This window comes from Bradyrhizobium sp. B124 (assembly GCF_038967635.1).
GTDB lineage: Bacteria > Pseudomonadota > Alphaproteobacteria > Rhizobiales > Xanthobacteraceae > Bradyrhizobium.
In genome coordinates, this window is the sequence record NZ_CP152413.1 from 1,131,190 (window position 1) to 1,147,377 (window position 16,188).

Here is a 16,188-nt window from a genome sequence, read left to right on the forward strand (position 1 = left end):
CGGACCGATCAGCGGATCGGCGGCGCGTACTGGATCCCGCCCTTGTTCCAGAGATTGTTGACGCCACGGGCGATGCCGAGCGGCGAGCCGGCGCCGACATTGCGCTCGAAGGTCTCGCCGTAATTGCCGACTGCCTTGACGATGCGCACCACCCAGTCCTTGGTCAGGCCGAGCTGCTCACCCAGATTGCCGTCGGTGCCGAGCACCCGCTTCATCTCCGGCTTGTCCGATTTGAGCATCGTGTCGACATTCTTCTGGGTGATGCCGAGCTCCTCGGCATTGATCATCGCAAACAGCGTCCACTTCACGATGTCGAACCACTGGTCGTCGCCGTGGCGAACCATCGGCCCCAGCGGCTCCTTGGAGATGATTTCGGGAAGCACGATGTGATCGGCGGGGTTCGCGAGCTTCAGACGGCTGGCATAGAGCCCGGAGGCGTCGTCAGTGAAGACGTCGCAGCGACCGGATTCATAGGCTTTGACGGCTTCGTCGATGCTGCCGAATGCGATCACCTCGTACTTCATGTTGTTGCCCTTGAAGAAGTCGGCGAGGTTCTGCTCCGTCGTGGTGCCGGTCTGAACGCAGACCGACGCGCTGTTCAATTCCAGCGCCGAATTGACCTTGAGCGACTTCTTCACCATGAAGCCCTGCCCGTCATAATAGGTCACGCCGGTGAAGTTGGCGCCGAGCGAGGTATCGCGCGACACCGTCCAGGTGGTGTTGCGCGACAGCACGTCGATCTCGCCGGATTGCAGCGCGGTGAAGCGATCCTTGGCCGACAGCGGCACGAACTTGACCTTGGTCGGGTCGTCGAGCACCACGGCGGCAATGGCCCGGCACACGTCGACGTCGATCCCGGTCCAGTTCCCCTTGTCGTCCGGTGATGAAAAGCCAGGCAGGCCCTGGCTGACGCCGCAGGACAGCTGGCCCCGGTCCTTGACCGTCTTGAGGGTTTGCGCCGAGGCGGACTGGACCGACAAGGCAGCGGCAGCAGCAAGGAGGACAGCCAGGGATACGCGTTTCATGGGTAGGCCTTTCAGGGTCGTCCGTTGGACGTTTTGCTTTGTGATCGCCTCGCGTTCACGGGCCATCCCAATGATCCCTTGCAGCAAAAGATGCTGATCTGACAGTCAGTTTGACGTGCAAACCGGCCAGGCAACGGATCGTAGGTCGCGGCAGGCCCCTCAACGTGCGGCGACTGGTAGTTGCGGCGCATCACATAGCGACTGACGAGCCGGGTCAAGGGGTTGACGCACGTCTTCTACCTCTTGTTAGTAACACCTCCCGGCGTAGCCCTGTCTTCCCGACGCGGTACGGCTGCGGCAAAAAGTCTAAAATCCAACGGCAGCAAACCATGACCTCCTCCGACGGCTCCACGCCCTCCCGCCCGCACGACGCCGCGACCCGCCTGGTCACGGCCGGCCGCGACACCAAGGCCCAGAAGGGCTTCGTCAATCCGCCGGTGTTTCACGGCTCGACCGTGCTCTATCCGACCGCCGAGGACCTCCACGCCCATCGCGCCGAATTTACCTATGGCCGCCACGGCAGCCCGACCACGCGGGCGCTGCAGGACGTGCTGATGGCGCTGGAAGGCCCGCAATGCGCCGGCGTCGGCATCGCCCCGTCGGGACTGGCCGCGATCAGCACCACGCTGCTCGCCGTGCTGAAGGCCGGCGATCACCTGCTGGTGTGCGACAACGCCTATCGGCCGACCCGCAATTTCTGCGACAACATGCTGAAGCGCTACGGCATCGAGACCAGCTATTTCGATCCGCTGATCGGTGCCGGCATCGAGACGCTGTTCAAGCCGAATACCCGTGCGGTGCTGATTGAAGCCCCCGGTTCGCAATCCTTCGAGATGCCCGACGTCCGCGCGATCTCGGCCGCGGCGCATGCCCGCGGCGCGCTCATGATCGACGACAACACCTGGGCGACGGCGCTCTATCACCGCTCGCTCGAACAGGGCGTCGACATCAGCATGCAAGCCGGCACGAAGTATATCGGCGGCCACTCCGACATCATGTTCGGCACCATCTCGGCCAATGCGAAGGCCTGGCCGCTGGTGCAGGAGGCGATCCGCCTGCTCGGCGTCTGCGCCGGCCCCGACGACGTCTATCTCGCGCTGCGCGGGGTCCGGACGCTGTCGGTGCGGCTGGCGCAGCACCACCGCTCCGGGCTCGAGATCGCGCGCTGGCTTGGCACGCGGCCCGAGGTCGCTCGTGTGCTGCACCCTGGCCTCGAGACCGATCCGGGGCATGCGATCTGGAAGCGCGACTTCACCGGCGCCTCCGGCCTGTTCAGCATCGTCTTGAAGCCTGTGCCGCAGACCGCGGTCGATGCGATGCTCAACGCACTCACGCTGTTCGGCATGGGCTTTTCCTGGGGCGGCTTCGAAAGCCTCGCCATCCCGTTCGACTGCAGCGACTATCGCAGCGCGACCAAATGGTCGCCGGGTGGGCCGACGCTGCGGTTGCATATCGGGCTCGAGAATCTCGACGACCTCAAGACCGATCTCGACCGCGGTTTTGTCGCGTTGAAGGCCGCGCTCTGACTTTCCACGCCGGCTGCGTTAGACGACATTAACCACGACCGACCGGCCAAGTCGCCGCGTTGCGACTAACGTCGCACGCGTTGCGCGCGCACGATCTCCGGGATTCTGCGGAGATGCGACGGCGCCGATAACTCGCCGTTCACCATCCCCACCAATCCCTTAATTGTCCGGACCTTCCATCAAGTTCCCTTATACTTTTGCGGCCGTACTGATGCTCCCGGGAAGGGCTGTCAGTGCCGCAAGGACGTGACTGCCCTGCGTTAAGGGCATTCAGACAATCGCATGAAGACGGCACGCATCGTGGTCCTCGGCATCGCCGGCGTCGCAGGCCTCGCGGCCATGTATCTCGCGAGCGTTGGCGATCGCAAACCGGCGCCGGTCGCGCCGCCAGTGGTACAGCTGCCGACCGTCGAGGTGCTGGTGGCGAAGGCCGACATCGGGCTCGGTCAGTCGGTCAAGCCCGAAGACGTGCAATGGCAGCGCTGGCCGGCCGAAACCGCGAGCAGCGCGTTCATCCGTCACGACACCAATGCCGACGCCATGAACGACGTCATCGGCTCGATCGCACGCGCTCCCTTTATCGTCGGCGAGCCGATCCGCGAGCAGAAACTGGTCAAAGCCAATGGCAGCGGCTTCATGGCCGCGATCCTGCCCTCCGGCATGCGCGCGATCTCCACGGAAATCTCGCCCGAGACCGGCGCCGGCGGCTTCATCCTGCCGAACGACCGCGTCGACGTGATCCTGTCGCGACGCGACAAGAATCCCGACCAGCAACAGGGCAGCCGCGACATCATCACCACCGAAATCCTGCTGTCCAACGTCCGCGTGCTGGCGATCGACCAGGCGCCGAAAGAGAAGGACGGCAACAACTCCCTGATCGGCAAGACCGTGACGCTCGAGCTCAAGCCCGAACAGGCCGAGACGCTCGCGCGGGCACGGCAGAGCGGCACGCTGGCGCTGGCGCTGCGCAGCATCGCCGACGTCAACGAGAAGACCGACGAGACCAGAGATCAGGCCCCGAAGCGGGGCGAGAGCATTCGGGTGGTGCGTTTCGGCATCCCGAGCTCTCAGACGACACAGAAGTGATGGGGGCTTCGATATGACAATTGCAGCAAAACAACTGGCGAGGCGGACCACGCTGGTCCGCTCGCTGTCAGTCTCGGCGGTCACCGCCCTGATGCTGATCCCTGCCCTCGCCAGCGCGACCGATCCCGACAAGAACGCGGACGTCGCGGTGACGAGCAGCATCGCCGCCAAGACGCGCTTCGTCTCGCTCGGCGTCGGCAAGTCGGTGGTGGTCGACCTGCCCCGCGAAGCCAAGGACGTCCTGGTCGCCGATCCCAAGATCGCCAACGCCGTGATCCGCTCGGCGCAGCGCGCCTATATCATCGGCGCCGCGGTCGGCCAGACCAACGTGGTGTTCTTCGACGCCGACGGCAACCAGGTCGCGTCCTACGATATCGCGATCAAGCGCGACCTCAACGGCATGCGTGCCGCGCTGAAGCAGATGCTGCCGGGCGTCCAGATCGAGGGCGTCGGTGAGAGCGTGGTGCTGACCGGTACCGTGGCAAGCCCGGTCGAGGCGCAGCAGGCCGGCGACATCGCAGCCAAGCTGGTCGGCGGCGCCGACAAGGTCGTCAACTCCATCGTGGTGCGCGGCCGCGACCAGGTGATGCTGAAGGTCACCGTCGCCGAAGTGCGCCGCGACGTCGTCAAGCAGCTCGGCGTCGATCTCAGTGCCAACATGAACTACGGTACCGCTGCGGTCGTCTTCAACAACGCCAACGCCTTCACCGCCAACAACGGACCGCTCGCCAACAACGTGCTGACCGGCGCGGCCCTGAACAAGCTCGGCGTGCCGACCGTCACCGCGACGCTGCGCGCGATGGAAAGCGCGGGCGTGGTGAAGACGCTGGCCGAGCCCAACCTCACGGCGATCTCCGGCGAGTCCGCGACCTTCGTGTCAGGCGGCGAGTTTCCGATTCCGACCGGCGTCACCTGTCAGACCTCGTCGACGGGCACGATCGGGAATTGCGTCCAGACCGTCAGCTTCAAGAAGTTCGGCATCTCGCTCAACTTCACCCCGGTGGTGCTGTCCGAGGGGCGCATCAGCCTGAAGGTGATGACCGAGGTTTCCGAAGTCTCGATGGACAACGCGTTGACCGGCGGCCAGGGCGGCACGACCATTCCCTCGATCAAGACCCGCCGCGCCGACACCACGCTGGAAGTGCCCTCCGGCGGCTCGATCGCGATGGCCGGATTGATCCAGGAGCAGACCAAGCAGGCCATCAACGGAATGCCCGGTGTCGATCAGATCCCGGTCCTCGGACAACTGTTCAGGAGCCAGGACTTCGTCAACAACGAGACCGAGCTCATGGTCATCGTGACGCCCTACGTGGTGCGCGCGGTTGCGCAGAAGGAATTGTCCCGTCCCGATGACGGGTTCGCCCCGGCCTCCGACGCGCAGTCGGCGCTGCTGGCGCGCGTCAATCGCATCTACGGCGTTGCCGCCCGTGCCGAGCCGATCGGCGCCACGCCGGTCAATTTCGGCTTCATCATCGACTGAGGCGCTGAAGGGTTGGGGGATGCCATGATGACACGCAACACACGAGCCGGCCATGCGAGGACGCTGTCGCTGTCCGGCGCCCTCGTCGCCACCGCGATCGCGCTCGGCGGCTGCAATCTGACCGGCGACAATATTGCGACCGGCACAGTGCCCGACGACTATCGGCAACGGCATCCGATCGCCGTCACCGAGGGCGAGCAGTCGATCGTCGTGTTCGTGGGCCGCGCCCGCGGCAATCTCACCGAAACGCAACGCGACGACGTCATGGGGATGGCCCGCACCTGGCGCCGCGACGGCACCGGCGCGATCGCGATCGACGTGCCGGCCGACACCTCGAATGCGCGCTCTGCGCAGGCGGTGTATCAGGAGATCCGCGGCGTGCTGGCGTCGATGGGCGTGCCCGCCCACGCCATCGTCAGGCGTTCCTATCGCGTCGACGATCCGCGCGCGCTGCCGACAATTCGCCTCAGCTATTCGAAGATGGCCGCGGTCGCCGGCCCCTGCGGCTTGTGGCCGAGCGACCTGGGTCCCTCGATCTACAATCCCAGCTACAACGAGAACAAGCAGTGGGACAATTTCGGCTGCGCCACGCAGCACAATTTGGCTGCGATGGTCGCCAATCCGTCCGACCTCGTGCAGCCGCGGACCGAAACCGCATCCTACACGCCGCGCCGGTCGGTCGCGTTCCAGAAATACAGCAAGGGTGAGTCCACCGCGACCACCTACCCTGAAGCCGATAGAGCCAAGCTGAGCGACGCCGGGAAATGACCGAACAACAAGACGAGCCGCAGCACGTCAACGACCACATCGCGCCGGCGCCACGGATTTCCGTGCAGGCCTTCTGCGCCAGCGTCGCGACCGCCACGACGGCGCGCGCCGCCGCCGAAGACCGCCGGCTCGCCAAGGCCCACCTCTCCGTCCATATGGGCGGCATCGCCGCCGCCATCGACGCCTATCACAAGGCGCCGACGCCCAACGTCATCATGCTGGAGACCGAGCCGGACATCGATTTGCTCGCCGGTCTCGACGAACTCGCCACGGTCTGCGATCCCGGCACCCGCGTCGTCGTGCTCGGCATGCCCGGCGAGACTGCACCGTATCGCGAATTGGTCCGGCGCGGCGTCAACGACTACGTCATCGGGCCGGTTAAGGTGCTCGACGTCGTGCGCTCGATCTGCGGCCTGTTCTCGTCCTCGGAAGCAGTCTCTGTGGGCCGCCTGATCGCGGTCGCGGGCGCCAAAGGCGGCGTCGGCGCCTCGACCATCGCTCACAATGTCGCCTGGACCATCGCGCGCGACCTCGGGCTGGATTCGGTCGTGGTCGATCTCGACCTCGCCTTCGGCACCGCCGGCCTCGACTACAACCAGGATCCGACACAGGGTATCGCCAACGCCGTGTTCGCGCCCGAGCGCCCGGACAGTGCCTTCATGGAGCGCCTGCTGGCAAAATGCGGCGATCACCTGAGCCTGCTGGCGGCACCGGCCACGCTCGACCAGGTCTACGATTTCGGCGCCGAAGCATTCGATGCCATCTTCGATACGATGCGCATGACCACGTCCTGCATCGTGCTCGACGTTCCCCATCAATGGACCGCCTGGACCAAACGCGTGCTGGTAGGCGCCGACGATATCCTGATCGTCGCCGAGCCCGACCTCGCCAACATGCGCAACACCAAGAACATGATGAACCTGTTGCGGACCGCGCGTCCGAACGACCGCCCGCCGCTCTACTGCCTGAACCAGGTCGGCATGTCGAAGCGCCCCGAGATCGAGGTCAAGGACTTCGCCAAGACGATCGAGAGCCAGCCGATCGCGACCATCCCGTTCGATTGCAGGTTGTTCGGTGAGGCCGCCAACAACGGTCAGATGATCGCGGAAGTCTCCGCGCGTCACCGCACCACCAAGACCTTCCTGCAGATCGCGCAACGCCTGACCGGCCGCCCCGATCTCGCCGAGACGCGCGAGTCGTTCCTGTCGCCGATCCTCAGGAAGCTGCAGTCGCGTCGAAGCTATGGACGCCGCGCCGCCGGCTAGTCTTCCAGGCGTTCGCGTGAGAGCGCTCTAGTCGCGGCGGCTGGCCGCGACCGGGATCTTGTCCGTATCGCTGCGGCTCGCATCCCTGCGCGTCAACAGCCGCTTCAGCGCGGCGACATTGGCCGATCCCTGATCGGGCGGCAGATCGGCCTTCATGATGGTCTCTGCCTCGGCCTGGCGGCCCTGCAGGCCGACCACGACGGCGAGATTGGTGCGCACCCGCATGTCGTCGGGTGCGCGATCCCGGGCCCGGCGCAGCGTTTCCTCGGCCTTCGGCAGGTCTTTCGACAGCAGATAGGACAGGCCGAGGTTAGAGAGCACCGATGGATCGTCGGGCACGATCTTCAGGGCGCTCGCGTAATATTGGCGGGCCTCGTCGTGGCGCTCGAGCTGATCGAGCACGGCGCCCTGCGCCGACAGGATGCGCCAGTCCGGGTCCTCCGGGGTGTGGGCGCGCCCGAGTACGTCGAATGCCTGCTGGAAATTGCCGTTGTCGGCGAGCGCCCGTCCGTAGCCTGCGAGCAGCGCCTTGTTGCTGGGCTGCGCCAGCACCGCCTGCTCCATGACCGCGACCGCCTGCGCCCGCTGGCCGGTGGCGCGCAGCGCCCGGGCGTATTTCAGCGCGGAGTCAGTGTCCTTGGGGTTGGCGCGGACGCGCTCGTGATAGGTCGCGATGTCGCGCCGCGGGTCGGCTGGGGCCGGCGTGGACTCCGCCGTATCGCCCAATGACCCAGTGATGTCGGACGGACCGGAGGTCTGACAGGCGGACAGCCCGATCAGCAGGATCGCAGCCGATACCGAGCCGGCGAGACGGTGCAGACGGCCTGAAGGTCGGGATAGTTTGTCAGACATCAAGGAGACTCGGAACAGCGAAGGTTCCGGGATGCTCACAGCTTAACCCTAAGGTCCGGTTAAGGATGCCATCATCTCGCCGTCATCCGGCCCAGAAGCGGTGCCGGACGCGGCGCGAACCGCCAGCCTGCCGGCTGGATCAGTCGACAAATTGGGCGCCGAATTCGTGCCCGATCCGCCAGGCCAGGCGGCACTGACGCGGACTGCCGCTCGACAGGATGATGGTGAATTCCGGCGGAATCTCCAGATATTCAGCGATCACCTTGACGCCGCCGGCCGAGATATCGGTGATCATGCAGTCGCGCGGCAGCGACCCTGTGCCCAACTGAATTTTGGCGACGCTCCGGCACTCACGGCGTTCGCTCTTGCGGCGATTGACAAACATCCTGATCCCCAAGCCCTTTTCTGGATAGCTTCTCGGCTGGACAGCTACTCGTTCCCACGGTCATAACGGGGAAAGATTGGAAACTGCCTAGCGGAACCAATCGCAATTGAGCGGTCATGTTCGAGATTCGTTTACCGGGCCTCACCGTTGAACCATGAGGCCGGCTCCAGTGACCTCAGTGCCTCAATTGGCGGCCGCGGTCGTTACAGGCCTTTCCGACAAGCCGGGTCCAACGGGAACAAAAAGGGGTTGATCCCAGGTCATTTGACTATAGCGTGACCCCTTCGACTCGAATTTGCCGGGATATCCAGGAAGTATGGGAAGTCTTGTTCTGCTTGATCTGATGGGGGGCGTCGCGCTCTTGCTGTGGGGCCTGCATATGGTCCACAGCGGGATTCTGCGGGCTTTCGGGCCCGATTTGCGGCTGTTGCTGGCCCGGGCGCTGAACAACCGCTTCACCGCCCTTGGCGCCGGCCTTGGCCTGACTGCCCTGCTCCAGAGCTCGACCGCGACCGCCCTGATCACCAGTTCCTTCGCCGCCGAGGAGATCGTCAGCCTGGTGCCGGCGCTTGCGATCATGCTCGGCGCCAATATCGGCACCACGCTAATCGTGCAGGTGCTGTCGTTCAACGTCGCCGCCGTGGCGCCGGTGCTGTTCATCGTCGGCCTGGTCGCATTCCGCAGCGGGCCGCGCTCCCGGATCAAGGATCTCGGCCGCGTCTCGATCGGTCTCGGCTTGATGCTGCTCGCGCTGCATATCCTGCTCGATACGATGGCGCCGGCCGAGAATGCCCCGGGCGTGCGCGTGTTCCTGAACGCGATCACCGGCGATCCCGTGCTCTGCATCCTGATCGGCGCGGTCGTGACCTGGCTGGTCCATTCCAGCGTCGCCAGCGTGCTGCTGGTGATGTCGCTGGCCTATTCACAGTTCATCTCGCCCTATGCCGCGTTCGCGCTCGTGCTCGGCGCCAACCTCGGCAGCGCCATCAATCCGTTGATGGAGGGGGCGCGGCGCGACAATCCGGCGAGCTACCGGCTGCCGGTCGGCAACCTCGTCAACCGCGTCATCGGTATCCTTCTGGTGGCGCCGTTCCTGCGTCCGATCACCGAGCATATCTACGCCTGGCAGCCGGATCTCGCCAAGGCGACCGCGCTGTTCCACATTGCTTTCAACGTTGCGACCGCGCTGCTGTTCATCGGCGTGCTCGACCACTCGGCGCGTCTGCTCGAGCGGCTGTTGCCCAAGCGGGCGCAGGAGACCGATCCGTCACGGCCGCGCTATCTCGACGAGAGCGCGCTGGAGACGCCCTCGCTCGCGCTGGCCGATGCCGCGCGCGAGGTGCTGCATATGGGCGACCACACCGAGGCCATGTTGCGCAAAGTGATGACGGCGATGCTGACCAACGATCGCGCAATGGTCGACCAGGTGTCGAAGATGGACAACACCGTCGACCGGCTGAACGAGGCGATCAAGCTTTACGTCACGAAGCTCACTCGGGGCAGCCTGGACGAGCGCGAGGGTCAGCGCGCCATGGAGATCGTCGCGTTCGCAATCAATCTCGAGCATATCGGCGACATCATCGACAAGAATCTGAGCGAGCTCGCGACCAAGAAGATCAAGCATCGCCTGCAATTCTCGGCCGAAGGCGCCGAGGAATTGTCGGCGTTCCACAAGCGCACGATCGACTCGCTGCGGCTCGCGTTCGGCGTCTTCATGTCGGGCGACGCCGCCGAGGCGCGCAAGCTGCTCACCGAGAAGGCGGCGCTGCGCGCGGCCGAGCTCGCCGCGGTCGAGCGCCATCTCGAGCGCCTGCGCGAAGGCCGGCCCGAGACCATCGAGACCACCTCGCTGCATCTCGACGTGCTGCGCGACCTTCGCCGCATCCATTCGCACATCTGCTCGGTCGCCTATCCCGTGCTCGACGCCACCGGCGAGACTGCCGCCGATCGCGAGAATGCGGTCGAGGCGGCCGAACTGCCGGCGCCCGGGCGCCCTTGATCCGACGTGCCTTCAAAGGCTACGTAGGCGGCTGGTGTTCGGAGCCCGGCGGCCGCTGCGGAGACGCGGAGGCCGCCGCGAGCTGGTCGATGTTGTCCCGCTGGCGATCGAAGGCCCCTAGCAGATCGCCTTGCAGCAGCCGGCCGCCCGACAATTTCATCCGCAGCGGATCGACGTTATGGCCGTTGATCCGCACCTCGTAATAGAGATGCGGTCCGGTCGAGAGCCCTGTCGATCCGACATAGGCAATCGTCTCGCCCTGACGAACGCGGTCTCCGATCTTCAGCCCGGGCGGGAAGCTCGCAACGTGGGCGTAGGTGGTCTCATAGCCGCGATCGTGCCGCACGCGGATATATTTCCCGTAGCCGTGCTCGTAGCCTTCGGTCTCGACGACGCCGGCGCCCGCGGCCGCAATCGGCGAACCATAGGGTGCTGCAAAATCGACGCCCTCATGGAAGCGGCGGTCGCCGAGGATCGGATGGATGCGCCAGCCAAAGCCGTCGCCAAGGCGCCCGCTGACCACCGGCTTGCGCAACAGGAATTTGGTGATGGACTGACCATCCTCATCGTAAAAGTCGGAGCTGCCGTCATCCGGGGCCGTGAAGCGATAGTAGCGGCGCGCCTGCCCGCCGGCCGTCAAGTCGATGAAGACCAGCTCGGGCTGACCAATTTCGTTGGGAGCATAGATGATGTCGGCGACGTCGGCGTCGCCGAGAGGCTCGTCGAGATCGAAATCGCGGCCGCAAAGCCGCATCAGTTCTGCAACGATCCCCTCGTCGACGTGATTGGAGCGTGCAAGCTCGTTAAGTCCGTCACGTAGCGTCTCGCCGGGGACGGAGCGGGTGTCGATCGACTGACGCAACAATTTCCCGTTCGACACGACGACATCCGGCTGTTCCGGCACGATCGCCAGGTACTGGCCGCTATCGGTGCGACCGACAGCGGACACTCCTGAGTCTGGCCGTTCGATCGACACTTTCGCGACATGGCCGCGCGGCGACCCGGGGTCTCCGCCTTGTTCGATGATCGTGATCTTTTCGCCACCAGACAGCGTCTCTCGACCGCCAGGCGACGGGAAGGCGGCAAGGATCGACGGTGCGTCCTCCGCAGCCGCGGCCAACGCCCGCAGAATGGCGGACAGCGTGTCACCGCTCCTTGCGATAACGACATGTCGATGGTGACGCGACGAGGAAGGCGACTTCGGAAGATTGGTTACGTTGACAGCCTCCCCGATCGGAGAATGCAGCTGTGGCACATCTTCACTATCGGCATAGGAACTGGTGCGGCCCGGCAGCCCGCGGCGTGATGGACCCGCCCGCATGATGGCTGGTAACTCCGACAGCAGCTGCGGGCTCGCTCGCTGCTCGTCCTTGCCGTCTGCCGGTGCTTCGCGACGATGGTCCTGTTGTGGTTCGGGATCGATCTCCGCGAGCCGCGCTGACACGCGGGTAAATCGACGGACCGAGCCGGCATCGCTCAGCTGCTCGATCTTGAGCGCCGACGGACTGCCTTGCGAGCTTGGTCGCCGATCCAGACGATCGCCGCGCCGCGCCTCGTCAACCACTTGCCCGGTGAAGCGCGGAAGTGAAACGACCGGCGATGCTGCGAATCGCGTGCGATAGCCGAATGCACCGCGCAGCGCGCCACCAAGGAGCGCGACGGCCGCGGTCCCGATCAGAATCGTCCCGGCCATCCAGCGGATACTGACTGCACGCCTGTCCGGCAGGCCGCGCTCGCCGGTCAGCGGCGGCTCGTCAAGCATCGGGACATCACGGACGCTCGATGGATAACCACGCGCTCTGGTCGGTTCGCCACGGCCGGTCATCAACGCCCCTCATCCCTTGGCGCATGGTCTCGGGATGCAGCCACGCCCACGACGAAGCGTAGATGCCATACGCCTTGGGGCGATTGTTTGACCGTCGTTTTGTTTCGATCACAATGTCGAGCGGAGCCCGGTGCTGGACTTCATCGAGTTTGTCGAGGAGGCCCCGCATACCGCTCGTCGCACTGACGACCACGACGATCAGCTGTCGAGCGTCTTCGACGCCTTGGCGCGGTTCTTCACGATCAACATGATGTTACGGATGTAGATCAGCGTCGCGAGGCCCTGCCCGATGATGATGACAGGCTCGCGTTTGGCGAACCCGTAGATCAGCGTCATCAAACCACCGCCCATCGAGAAGAACCAGAACGCCATCGGCACCACGCTCTGGCCGGCGCGCTCGCTGGAAATCCACTGCACCAGGAAGCGCGCGGTGAAGAACAATTGCGCGATCAGGCCGAACGCCAGCCAGAAGTCGAACTTGGCGATGAACACTTCGTAGAAATAGGCGCTGAGCGCCTGGCCGAACTGAATCAGCATCACTTCACCTCGGTCACATCAGGCACTTCAGTGCCTGTCACTTCAGTGACGACCGGCGTCGGCTTCTTGCGGCGGATCAGCCACCACACGCCACCGAGATCCATGATCCCGATCCAGAGCCGGTCGAAGAAGCCATAATTCGACACGCCGGAATGGCGCGGGCGGTCGACGACATCGACGTAGGCGATCGCCAGCCCCTCGCGGCGGACCAGCGCCGGAAGGAAACGATGCAGCCCGTCGAAATAGGGCATCGCCAGAAACACCTCGCGCGGAAACGCCTTCAGGCCGCACCCGGTGTCGCGGGTGCCGTCGCGCAGGATGATGCCGCGCACGGCGTTGGCGATCCGCGATTGCAGCTTCTTGAAGCCGGTGTCCTTGCGTCCGACCCGCTGGCCCGCAGCGAGGCCAACCCGGCCATTGCCGCTCTCGATCGCCGCGATCAGGTTGGGCAGGAAGGCCGGATCGTTCTGGCCGTCCCCGTCAAGCGTTGCCACGATCGCCCCGCGCGCGGCGCGGACGCCGCTGCGCACGGCGGCCGACTGGCCCGACGAAACGGTGTGGCGGAGCTGCCGGAGATTGGACCGCTGCGCCATGATCGCGCTCAGCCGTTCGCCGGTGGCGTCGGTCGAGCCGTCATTGACGTAGACGATCTCATAGGCCCAGCGTCCGTCGAGCGCCGCCGCGATCTCGGCGATCAGCGGCGCGATATTGTCCGCCTCGTTGCGCACAGGCACGACGATGGAAACGGCGACCGGCGTCTGGTCGGAAGCAGGCAAATCGGCACTCGTGGTTGGTGTTGGCAGCGGATGGAACCGCCCGATCCGGCCATCGGGCGACCGCTTTTATGGGGCGAAGGCGTTCCTCGCAACCCTTTTAAGGCGCTCTTCCGACGGTCCTGACAGCGCCAACACGGTGCCATCGCGATCAATGGCGAAACCAAGGCGGCGGGCGGCGAACCAGTAGCGCGCGGCCATTGCGCCGATCACGCCAACCAGCGCGCCGGCCACCACGTCGCTCGGATGATGGGCCAGCAGCACAAGCCGGGTCGCGATGATGATCAGCGCATAGACCAGCATCACGCCCCGTGCACGTGGCCACACAGCCGACACGGCGAAGGCCAGCGCAAATGCCGTGATCGAATGTCCCGACGGAAAGCTCGAATAGGCCTCGGTGCCGGCGAAATGCTGGAAGTTGAACGCGTTGGCCTTGCCGCCGACAAACGGCCGCCCGCGGCCGACGATCCACTTGATCAGTTCACCGACCGCCACCGACAACACGACCGACAGGAACAGGTATTGCAGCCTCGTTCCTAGCCCGAGCAAAGTCGCGCGCGGCACACCGCGCAGCGCAGGCGCCGCCAAGGCGACCGCAGTCAGCAGCAAGCCAAGCGCGCACAGCACATACTCGTCCTTGCCGAAATCGGTGAGCGTCTTCACCCACCAGAGACCCGGCGTGCCGCGTGGCGGCATCAGGCTGATCTCGGCGACATCGACCGCATACATCAGAGTGATGATCACGGCACCAGTGACGACGACGAGCAGGAGTCCATGGCGCGCGGAGCGTCGCGCCGCCTCGGCCCGGCGCGAATGCGACGGCGCGCGCACGAGCTGGGCAAAGGATAGCCAGACCAGCGTCAGCAATCGTCCGAAATAGTTGACGGATTCCGCGGTGGCTGGCGGCGCCGGCATTCACTCCGTCCCTTCGGAACGGAAGATCGCGATCGAAACGGCCTTGCCCTGCGAGATGTTGTAGCCGTCGATCCGCACCGGCGCGTTGTAGCGCAGGCCGATCGCCTCGGCGCGCTGCACGAAGGCGCGCTCGGAGCGCTGTTCGACCAGCGCGAAGCGGCAGGAGCCCTGCCCAAGGAAATCCGCGGCGCCCGATCCGTCGGTGAGCAGCGTCGACGTATCGGTCATGAACACGAGGCTCGGCTCGTGGAAGCCGGCAGCAGCCGCCCTCGGGCCGACGCAGGTCACGTTGCGCAGCGCGCGTGCGACCTCCTGGCTCGGAAACACGGTGGTGAGCCGCGGCAGCACCACGCCATAGGTGGCGCCCGCCATCAGCGCCGCGGCGATCACCGCATTGAGCAGCGAGCGCTCGGCGCGGCGTTCCTCGAACATCCACCAGGCGATCAGGCCGAACACCATCGCCACCGCGAACAACGGCCAGGCCGGAAACACCGGCTGATGCATCGCCTTGATGGCGCCGACGATCACCAGCACAGCGCCGAACGCGGGGATAGCGAACCACCAGGCAGCGCCGCGCAACAGCCAAGGGGAGCGCGACAGCACACGCCGCTCCAGCGCGCCGACGGTCAGGATTGCGATCGCCGGATAGAGCGGCAGCACGTAATGCGGCAGCTTGGTCAGCACCGCCTCGAACACGATCCAGGACGGGATCAACCAGGCCAGCAGGAACTGCGCACCCGGCTCGCGCCGCGCGCGCCAGACCGCCGGCGCCGCCAGGCCGGCGAGCGGCGCGCCAGGCCAGAACGTGATCCAGAACAGCAGCAGATAGAGCCCGGGCGGCGCGCCGTGCGACTCCTGTGCGCCGAGCTTGCTCAACATGTCGCCGCCGACGGAGTCGGCAAAGAAGGTCTCGCCGGCGCGCAGGAAGATCAGCACGAACCACGGCAGCACCAGCACCAGGGTCCACATCAGGCCCCAGACCGGGCGCATGCGCCAGAACCAGGCCGCCGATCGATCGAGGATAGCAAGCCCGGCCATCGCAAGCCCAACGAACATCAGGATCAGCGGACCCTTCAGCAGGATGCCGACCGCCAGCGCCGTCCAGAAGATCGCAGGCGGCGCCCATGATGGATGCGCCGGGTCCTCGCCGCGTTGCCAGGACAGATACACCCGCGCCATCGCGCCCATCGCCGCGGTGACCGTCAGCAGCAGCATGGCGTCGGTCTTGGCGAGCCGTGCTTCAACGCCAAGCAGCACGCAGCTTGCCATCATCAAGGCAGCCAACACCGCCCCTTGTCGCGTCACGAAGGCAAGCGCCGTCCAATAGGTCAGCAAAACGGCGCCGATGGCGCCGATCAGAGACGGCAGGCGGTAGACCCAGATCCGGACCTGGGCACGCGGCACCCCGAGCGCGGAGATCGTCTTCAGCGCCGCCGCCTGCATCCAGTAGATGCCGACCGGCTTCTTGTAGCGGACGTCGTCCTGGAAGCGGATATCGACGAAATCGCCGCTCTCGACCATCTGCTTGGTCGCCTGGGCAAAGCGAACCTCGTCACGGTCGATCGGCGGGATGGTGAAGAAGCCCGGCAGGAGCAGCACCAGGCAGGTCAGCGTCAGGAACAGGATCGAACGCCATTGGCTGGCCGTCGCGAACTCGAACGCCATGAACAGCCTGCGGCTCGAATGCGCAGGTTTTACAGACTGTTGCCCTGCTCCGAAGCGCCGGGGTTGGAGGCTATCCACCATGGGTTT

General features: G+C 65.4%; 14 protein-coding genes. 6 read left to right on the forward strand and 8 right to left on the reverse strand.

Features of this window, described 5'->3' with window-relative positions; genetic code table 11:
* Positions 1 to 8: 8 nt before the first annotated feature.
* Complete coding sequence (locus tag AAFG13_RS05185) at positions 9 to 1,025, reverse strand: amino acid ABC transporter substrate-binding protein (protein WP_173642910.1); 1,017 nt, start codon at positions 1,023 to 1,025, stop codon at positions 9 to 11.
* A gap of 329 nt (positions 1,026 to 1,354) precedes the next feature.
* On the opposite strand from AAFG13_RS05185, the gene metC reads away from it, so the two are divergent.
* The 5 genes from metC to AAFG13_RS05210 all read left to right on the forward strand — a co-directional run bounded on the left by metC (position 1,355) and on the right by AAFG13_RS05210 (position 7,150).
* Positions 1,355 to 2,551, forward strand: coding sequence for a cystathionine beta-lyase (metC, locus tag AAFG13_RS05190; RefSeq protein WP_342711331.1), 1,197 nt, complete (start codon positions 1,355 to 1,357; stop codon positions 2,549 to 2,551).
* Positions 2,552 to 2,833: 282 nt separating this feature from the next.
* A complete protein-coding gene (cpaB, locus tag AAFG13_RS05195) occupies positions 2,834 to 3,637 on the forward strand; it encodes a Flp pilus assembly protein CpaB (RefSeq protein WP_212314547.1) in 804 nt (267 codons plus the stop codon).
* Positions 3,638 to 3,728: 91 nt separating this feature from the next.
* On the forward strand, positions 3,729 to 5,117 hold the full coding sequence (locus AAFG13_RS05200) for a type II and III secretion system protein family protein (protein WP_342713552.1): 1,389 nt from the start codon (positions 3,729 to 3,731) through the stop codon (positions 5,115 to 5,117).
* Between the two features lie 27 nt (positions 5,118 to 5,144).
* Positions 5,145 to 5,885 carry a CpaD family pilus assembly protein gene (locus AAFG13_RS05205; RefSeq protein WP_212314552.1) on the forward strand — a complete coding sequence of 247 codons (741 nt, stop codon included), beginning with the start codon at positions 5,145 to 5,147 and terminating at the stop codon, positions 5,883 to 5,885.
* A complete protein-coding gene (locus tag AAFG13_RS05210; protein WP_342711332.1) occupies positions 5,882 to 7,150 on the forward strand; it encodes an AAA family ATPase in 1,269 nt (422 codons plus the stop codon). The genes AAFG13_RS05205 and AAFG13_RS05210 overlap by 4 nt, the downstream gene beginning before the upstream one ends.
* A gap of 27 nt (positions 7,151 to 7,177) precedes the next feature.
* On the opposite strand, the gene AAFG13_RS05215 is transcribed toward AAFG13_RS05210, so the two are convergent.
* Together AAFG13_RS05215 and AAFG13_RS05220 are read right to left on the reverse strand one after the other, a co-directional pair.
* Positions 7,178 to 8,002 (reverse strand): tetratricopeptide repeat protein, encoded by an 825-nt coding sequence (locus tag AAFG13_RS05215; protein WP_342711333.1) that lies wholly within the window; start codon positions 8,000 to 8,002, stop codon positions 7,178 to 7,180.
* A 139-nt stretch (positions 8,003 to 8,141) separates the two neighbouring features.
* Positions 8,142 to 8,387 (reverse strand): PilZ domain-containing protein, encoded by a 246-nt coding sequence (locus tag AAFG13_RS05220; protein ID WP_021079298.1) that lies wholly within the window; start codon positions 8,385 to 8,387, stop codon positions 8,142 to 8,144.
* A gap of 316 nt (positions 8,388 to 8,703) precedes the next feature.
* Between AAFG13_RS05220 and AAFG13_RS05225 the strand changes: the two genes are divergently transcribed.
* Positions 8,704 to 10,386 carry a Na/Pi cotransporter family protein gene (locus AAFG13_RS05225; protein WP_212314558.1) on the forward strand — a complete coding sequence of 561 codons (1,683 nt, stop codon included), beginning with the start codon at positions 8,704 to 8,706 and terminating at the stop codon, positions 10,384 to 10,386.
* 19 nt (positions 10,387 to 10,405) lie between these two features.
* Here the strand turns inward: AAFG13_RS05225 and AAFG13_RS05230 are convergent, their stop codons facing one another.
* The 5 genes from AAFG13_RS05230 to AAFG13_RS05250 all read right to left on the reverse strand — a co-directional run bounded on the left by AAFG13_RS05230 (position 10,406) and on the right by AAFG13_RS05250 (position 16,182).
* On the reverse strand, positions 10,406 to 12,148 hold the full coding sequence (locus tag AAFG13_RS05230; RefSeq protein WP_342711334.1) for a M23 family metallopeptidase: 1,743 nt from the start codon (positions 12,146 to 12,148) through the stop codon (positions 10,406 to 10,408).
* Between the two features lie 261 nt (positions 12,149 to 12,409).
* Complete coding sequence (locus AAFG13_RS05235) at positions 12,410 to 12,748, reverse strand: lipid-A-disaccharide synthase N-terminal domain-containing protein (protein ID WP_212314562.1); 339 nt, start codon at positions 12,746 to 12,748, stop codon at positions 12,410 to 12,412.
* Positions 12,748 to 13,551 carry a glycosyltransferase family 2 protein gene (locus AAFG13_RS05240; protein ID WP_212315446.1) on the reverse strand — a complete coding sequence of 268 codons (804 nt, stop codon included), beginning with the start codon at positions 13,549 to 13,551 and terminating at the stop codon, positions 12,748 to 12,750. Before AAFG13_RS05240 ends, AAFG13_RS05235 begins: the two co-directional genes overlap by 1 nt.
* Before the next feature lie 39 nt (positions 13,552 to 13,590).
* Entirely contained in the window at positions 13,591 to 14,436 is an 846-nt protein-coding gene (locus AAFG13_RS05245; protein WP_342711335.1) for a phosphatase PAP2 family protein, read from the reverse strand.
* Positions 14,437 to 16,182, reverse strand: a complete 1,746-nt coding sequence (locus AAFG13_RS05250; protein WP_342711336.1) for a glycosyltransferase family 39 protein — start codon at positions 16,180 to 16,182, stop codon at positions 14,437 to 14,439.
* Positions 16,183 to 16,188: the final 6 nt, after the last annotated feature.

What these genes read in the sequence shown, in the direction of transcription:
- AAFG13_RS05185 (WP_173642910.1), bottom strand. Translation starts at nt 1,025, where the DNA reads ATGAAACGCGTATCCCTGGCTGTCCTCCTTGCTGCTGCCGCTGCCTTG.
- metC (WP_342711331.1), top strand. Translation starts at nt 1,355, where the DNA reads ATGACCTCCTCCGACGGCTCCACGCCCTCCCGCCCGCACGACGCCGCG.
- cpaB (WP_212314547.1), top strand. Translation starts at nt 2,834, where the DNA reads ATGAAGACGGCACGCATCGTGGTCCTCGGCATCGCCGGCGTCGCAGGC.
- AAFG13_RS05200 (WP_342713552.1), top strand. Translation starts at nt 3,729, where the DNA reads ATGCTGATCCCTGCCCTCGCCAGCGCGACCGATCCCGACAAGAACGCG.
- AAFG13_RS05205 (WP_212314552.1), top strand. Translation starts at nt 5,145, where the DNA reads ATGACACGCAACACACGAGCCGGCCATGCGAGGACGCTGTCGCTGTCC.
- AAFG13_RS05210 (WP_342711332.1), top strand. Translation starts at nt 5,882, where the DNA reads ATGACCGAACAACAAGACGAGCCGCAGCACGTCAACGACCACATCGCG.
- AAFG13_RS05215 (WP_342711333.1), bottom strand. Translation starts at nt 8,002, where the DNA reads ATGTCTGACAAACTATCCCGACCTTCAGGCCGTCTGCACCGTCTCGCC.
- AAFG13_RS05220 (WP_021079298.1), bottom strand. Translation starts at nt 8,387, where the DNA reads ATGTTTGTCAATCGCCGCAAGAGCGAACGCCGTGAGTGCCGGAGCGTC.
- AAFG13_RS05225 (WP_212314558.1), top strand. Translation starts at nt 8,704, where the DNA reads ATGGGAAGTCTTGTTCTGCTTGATCTGATGGGGGGCGTCGCGCTCTTG.
- AAFG13_RS05230 (WP_342711334.1), bottom strand. Translation starts at nt 12,148, where the DNA reads ATGCTTGACGAGCCGCCGCTGACCGGCGAGCGCGGCCTGCCGGACAGG.
- AAFG13_RS05235 (WP_212314562.1), bottom strand. Translation starts at nt 12,748, where the DNA reads ATGCTGATTCAGTTCGGCCAGGCGCTCAGCGCCTATTTCTACGAAGTG.
- AAFG13_RS05245 (WP_342711335.1), bottom strand. Translation starts at nt 14,436, where the DNA reads ATGCCGGCGCCGCCAGCCACCGCGGAATCCGTCAACTATTTCGGACGA.
- AAFG13_RS05250 (WP_342711336.1), bottom strand. Translation starts at nt 16,182, where the DNA reads ATGGTGGATAGCCTCCAACCCCGGCGCTTCGGAGCAGGGCAACAGTCT.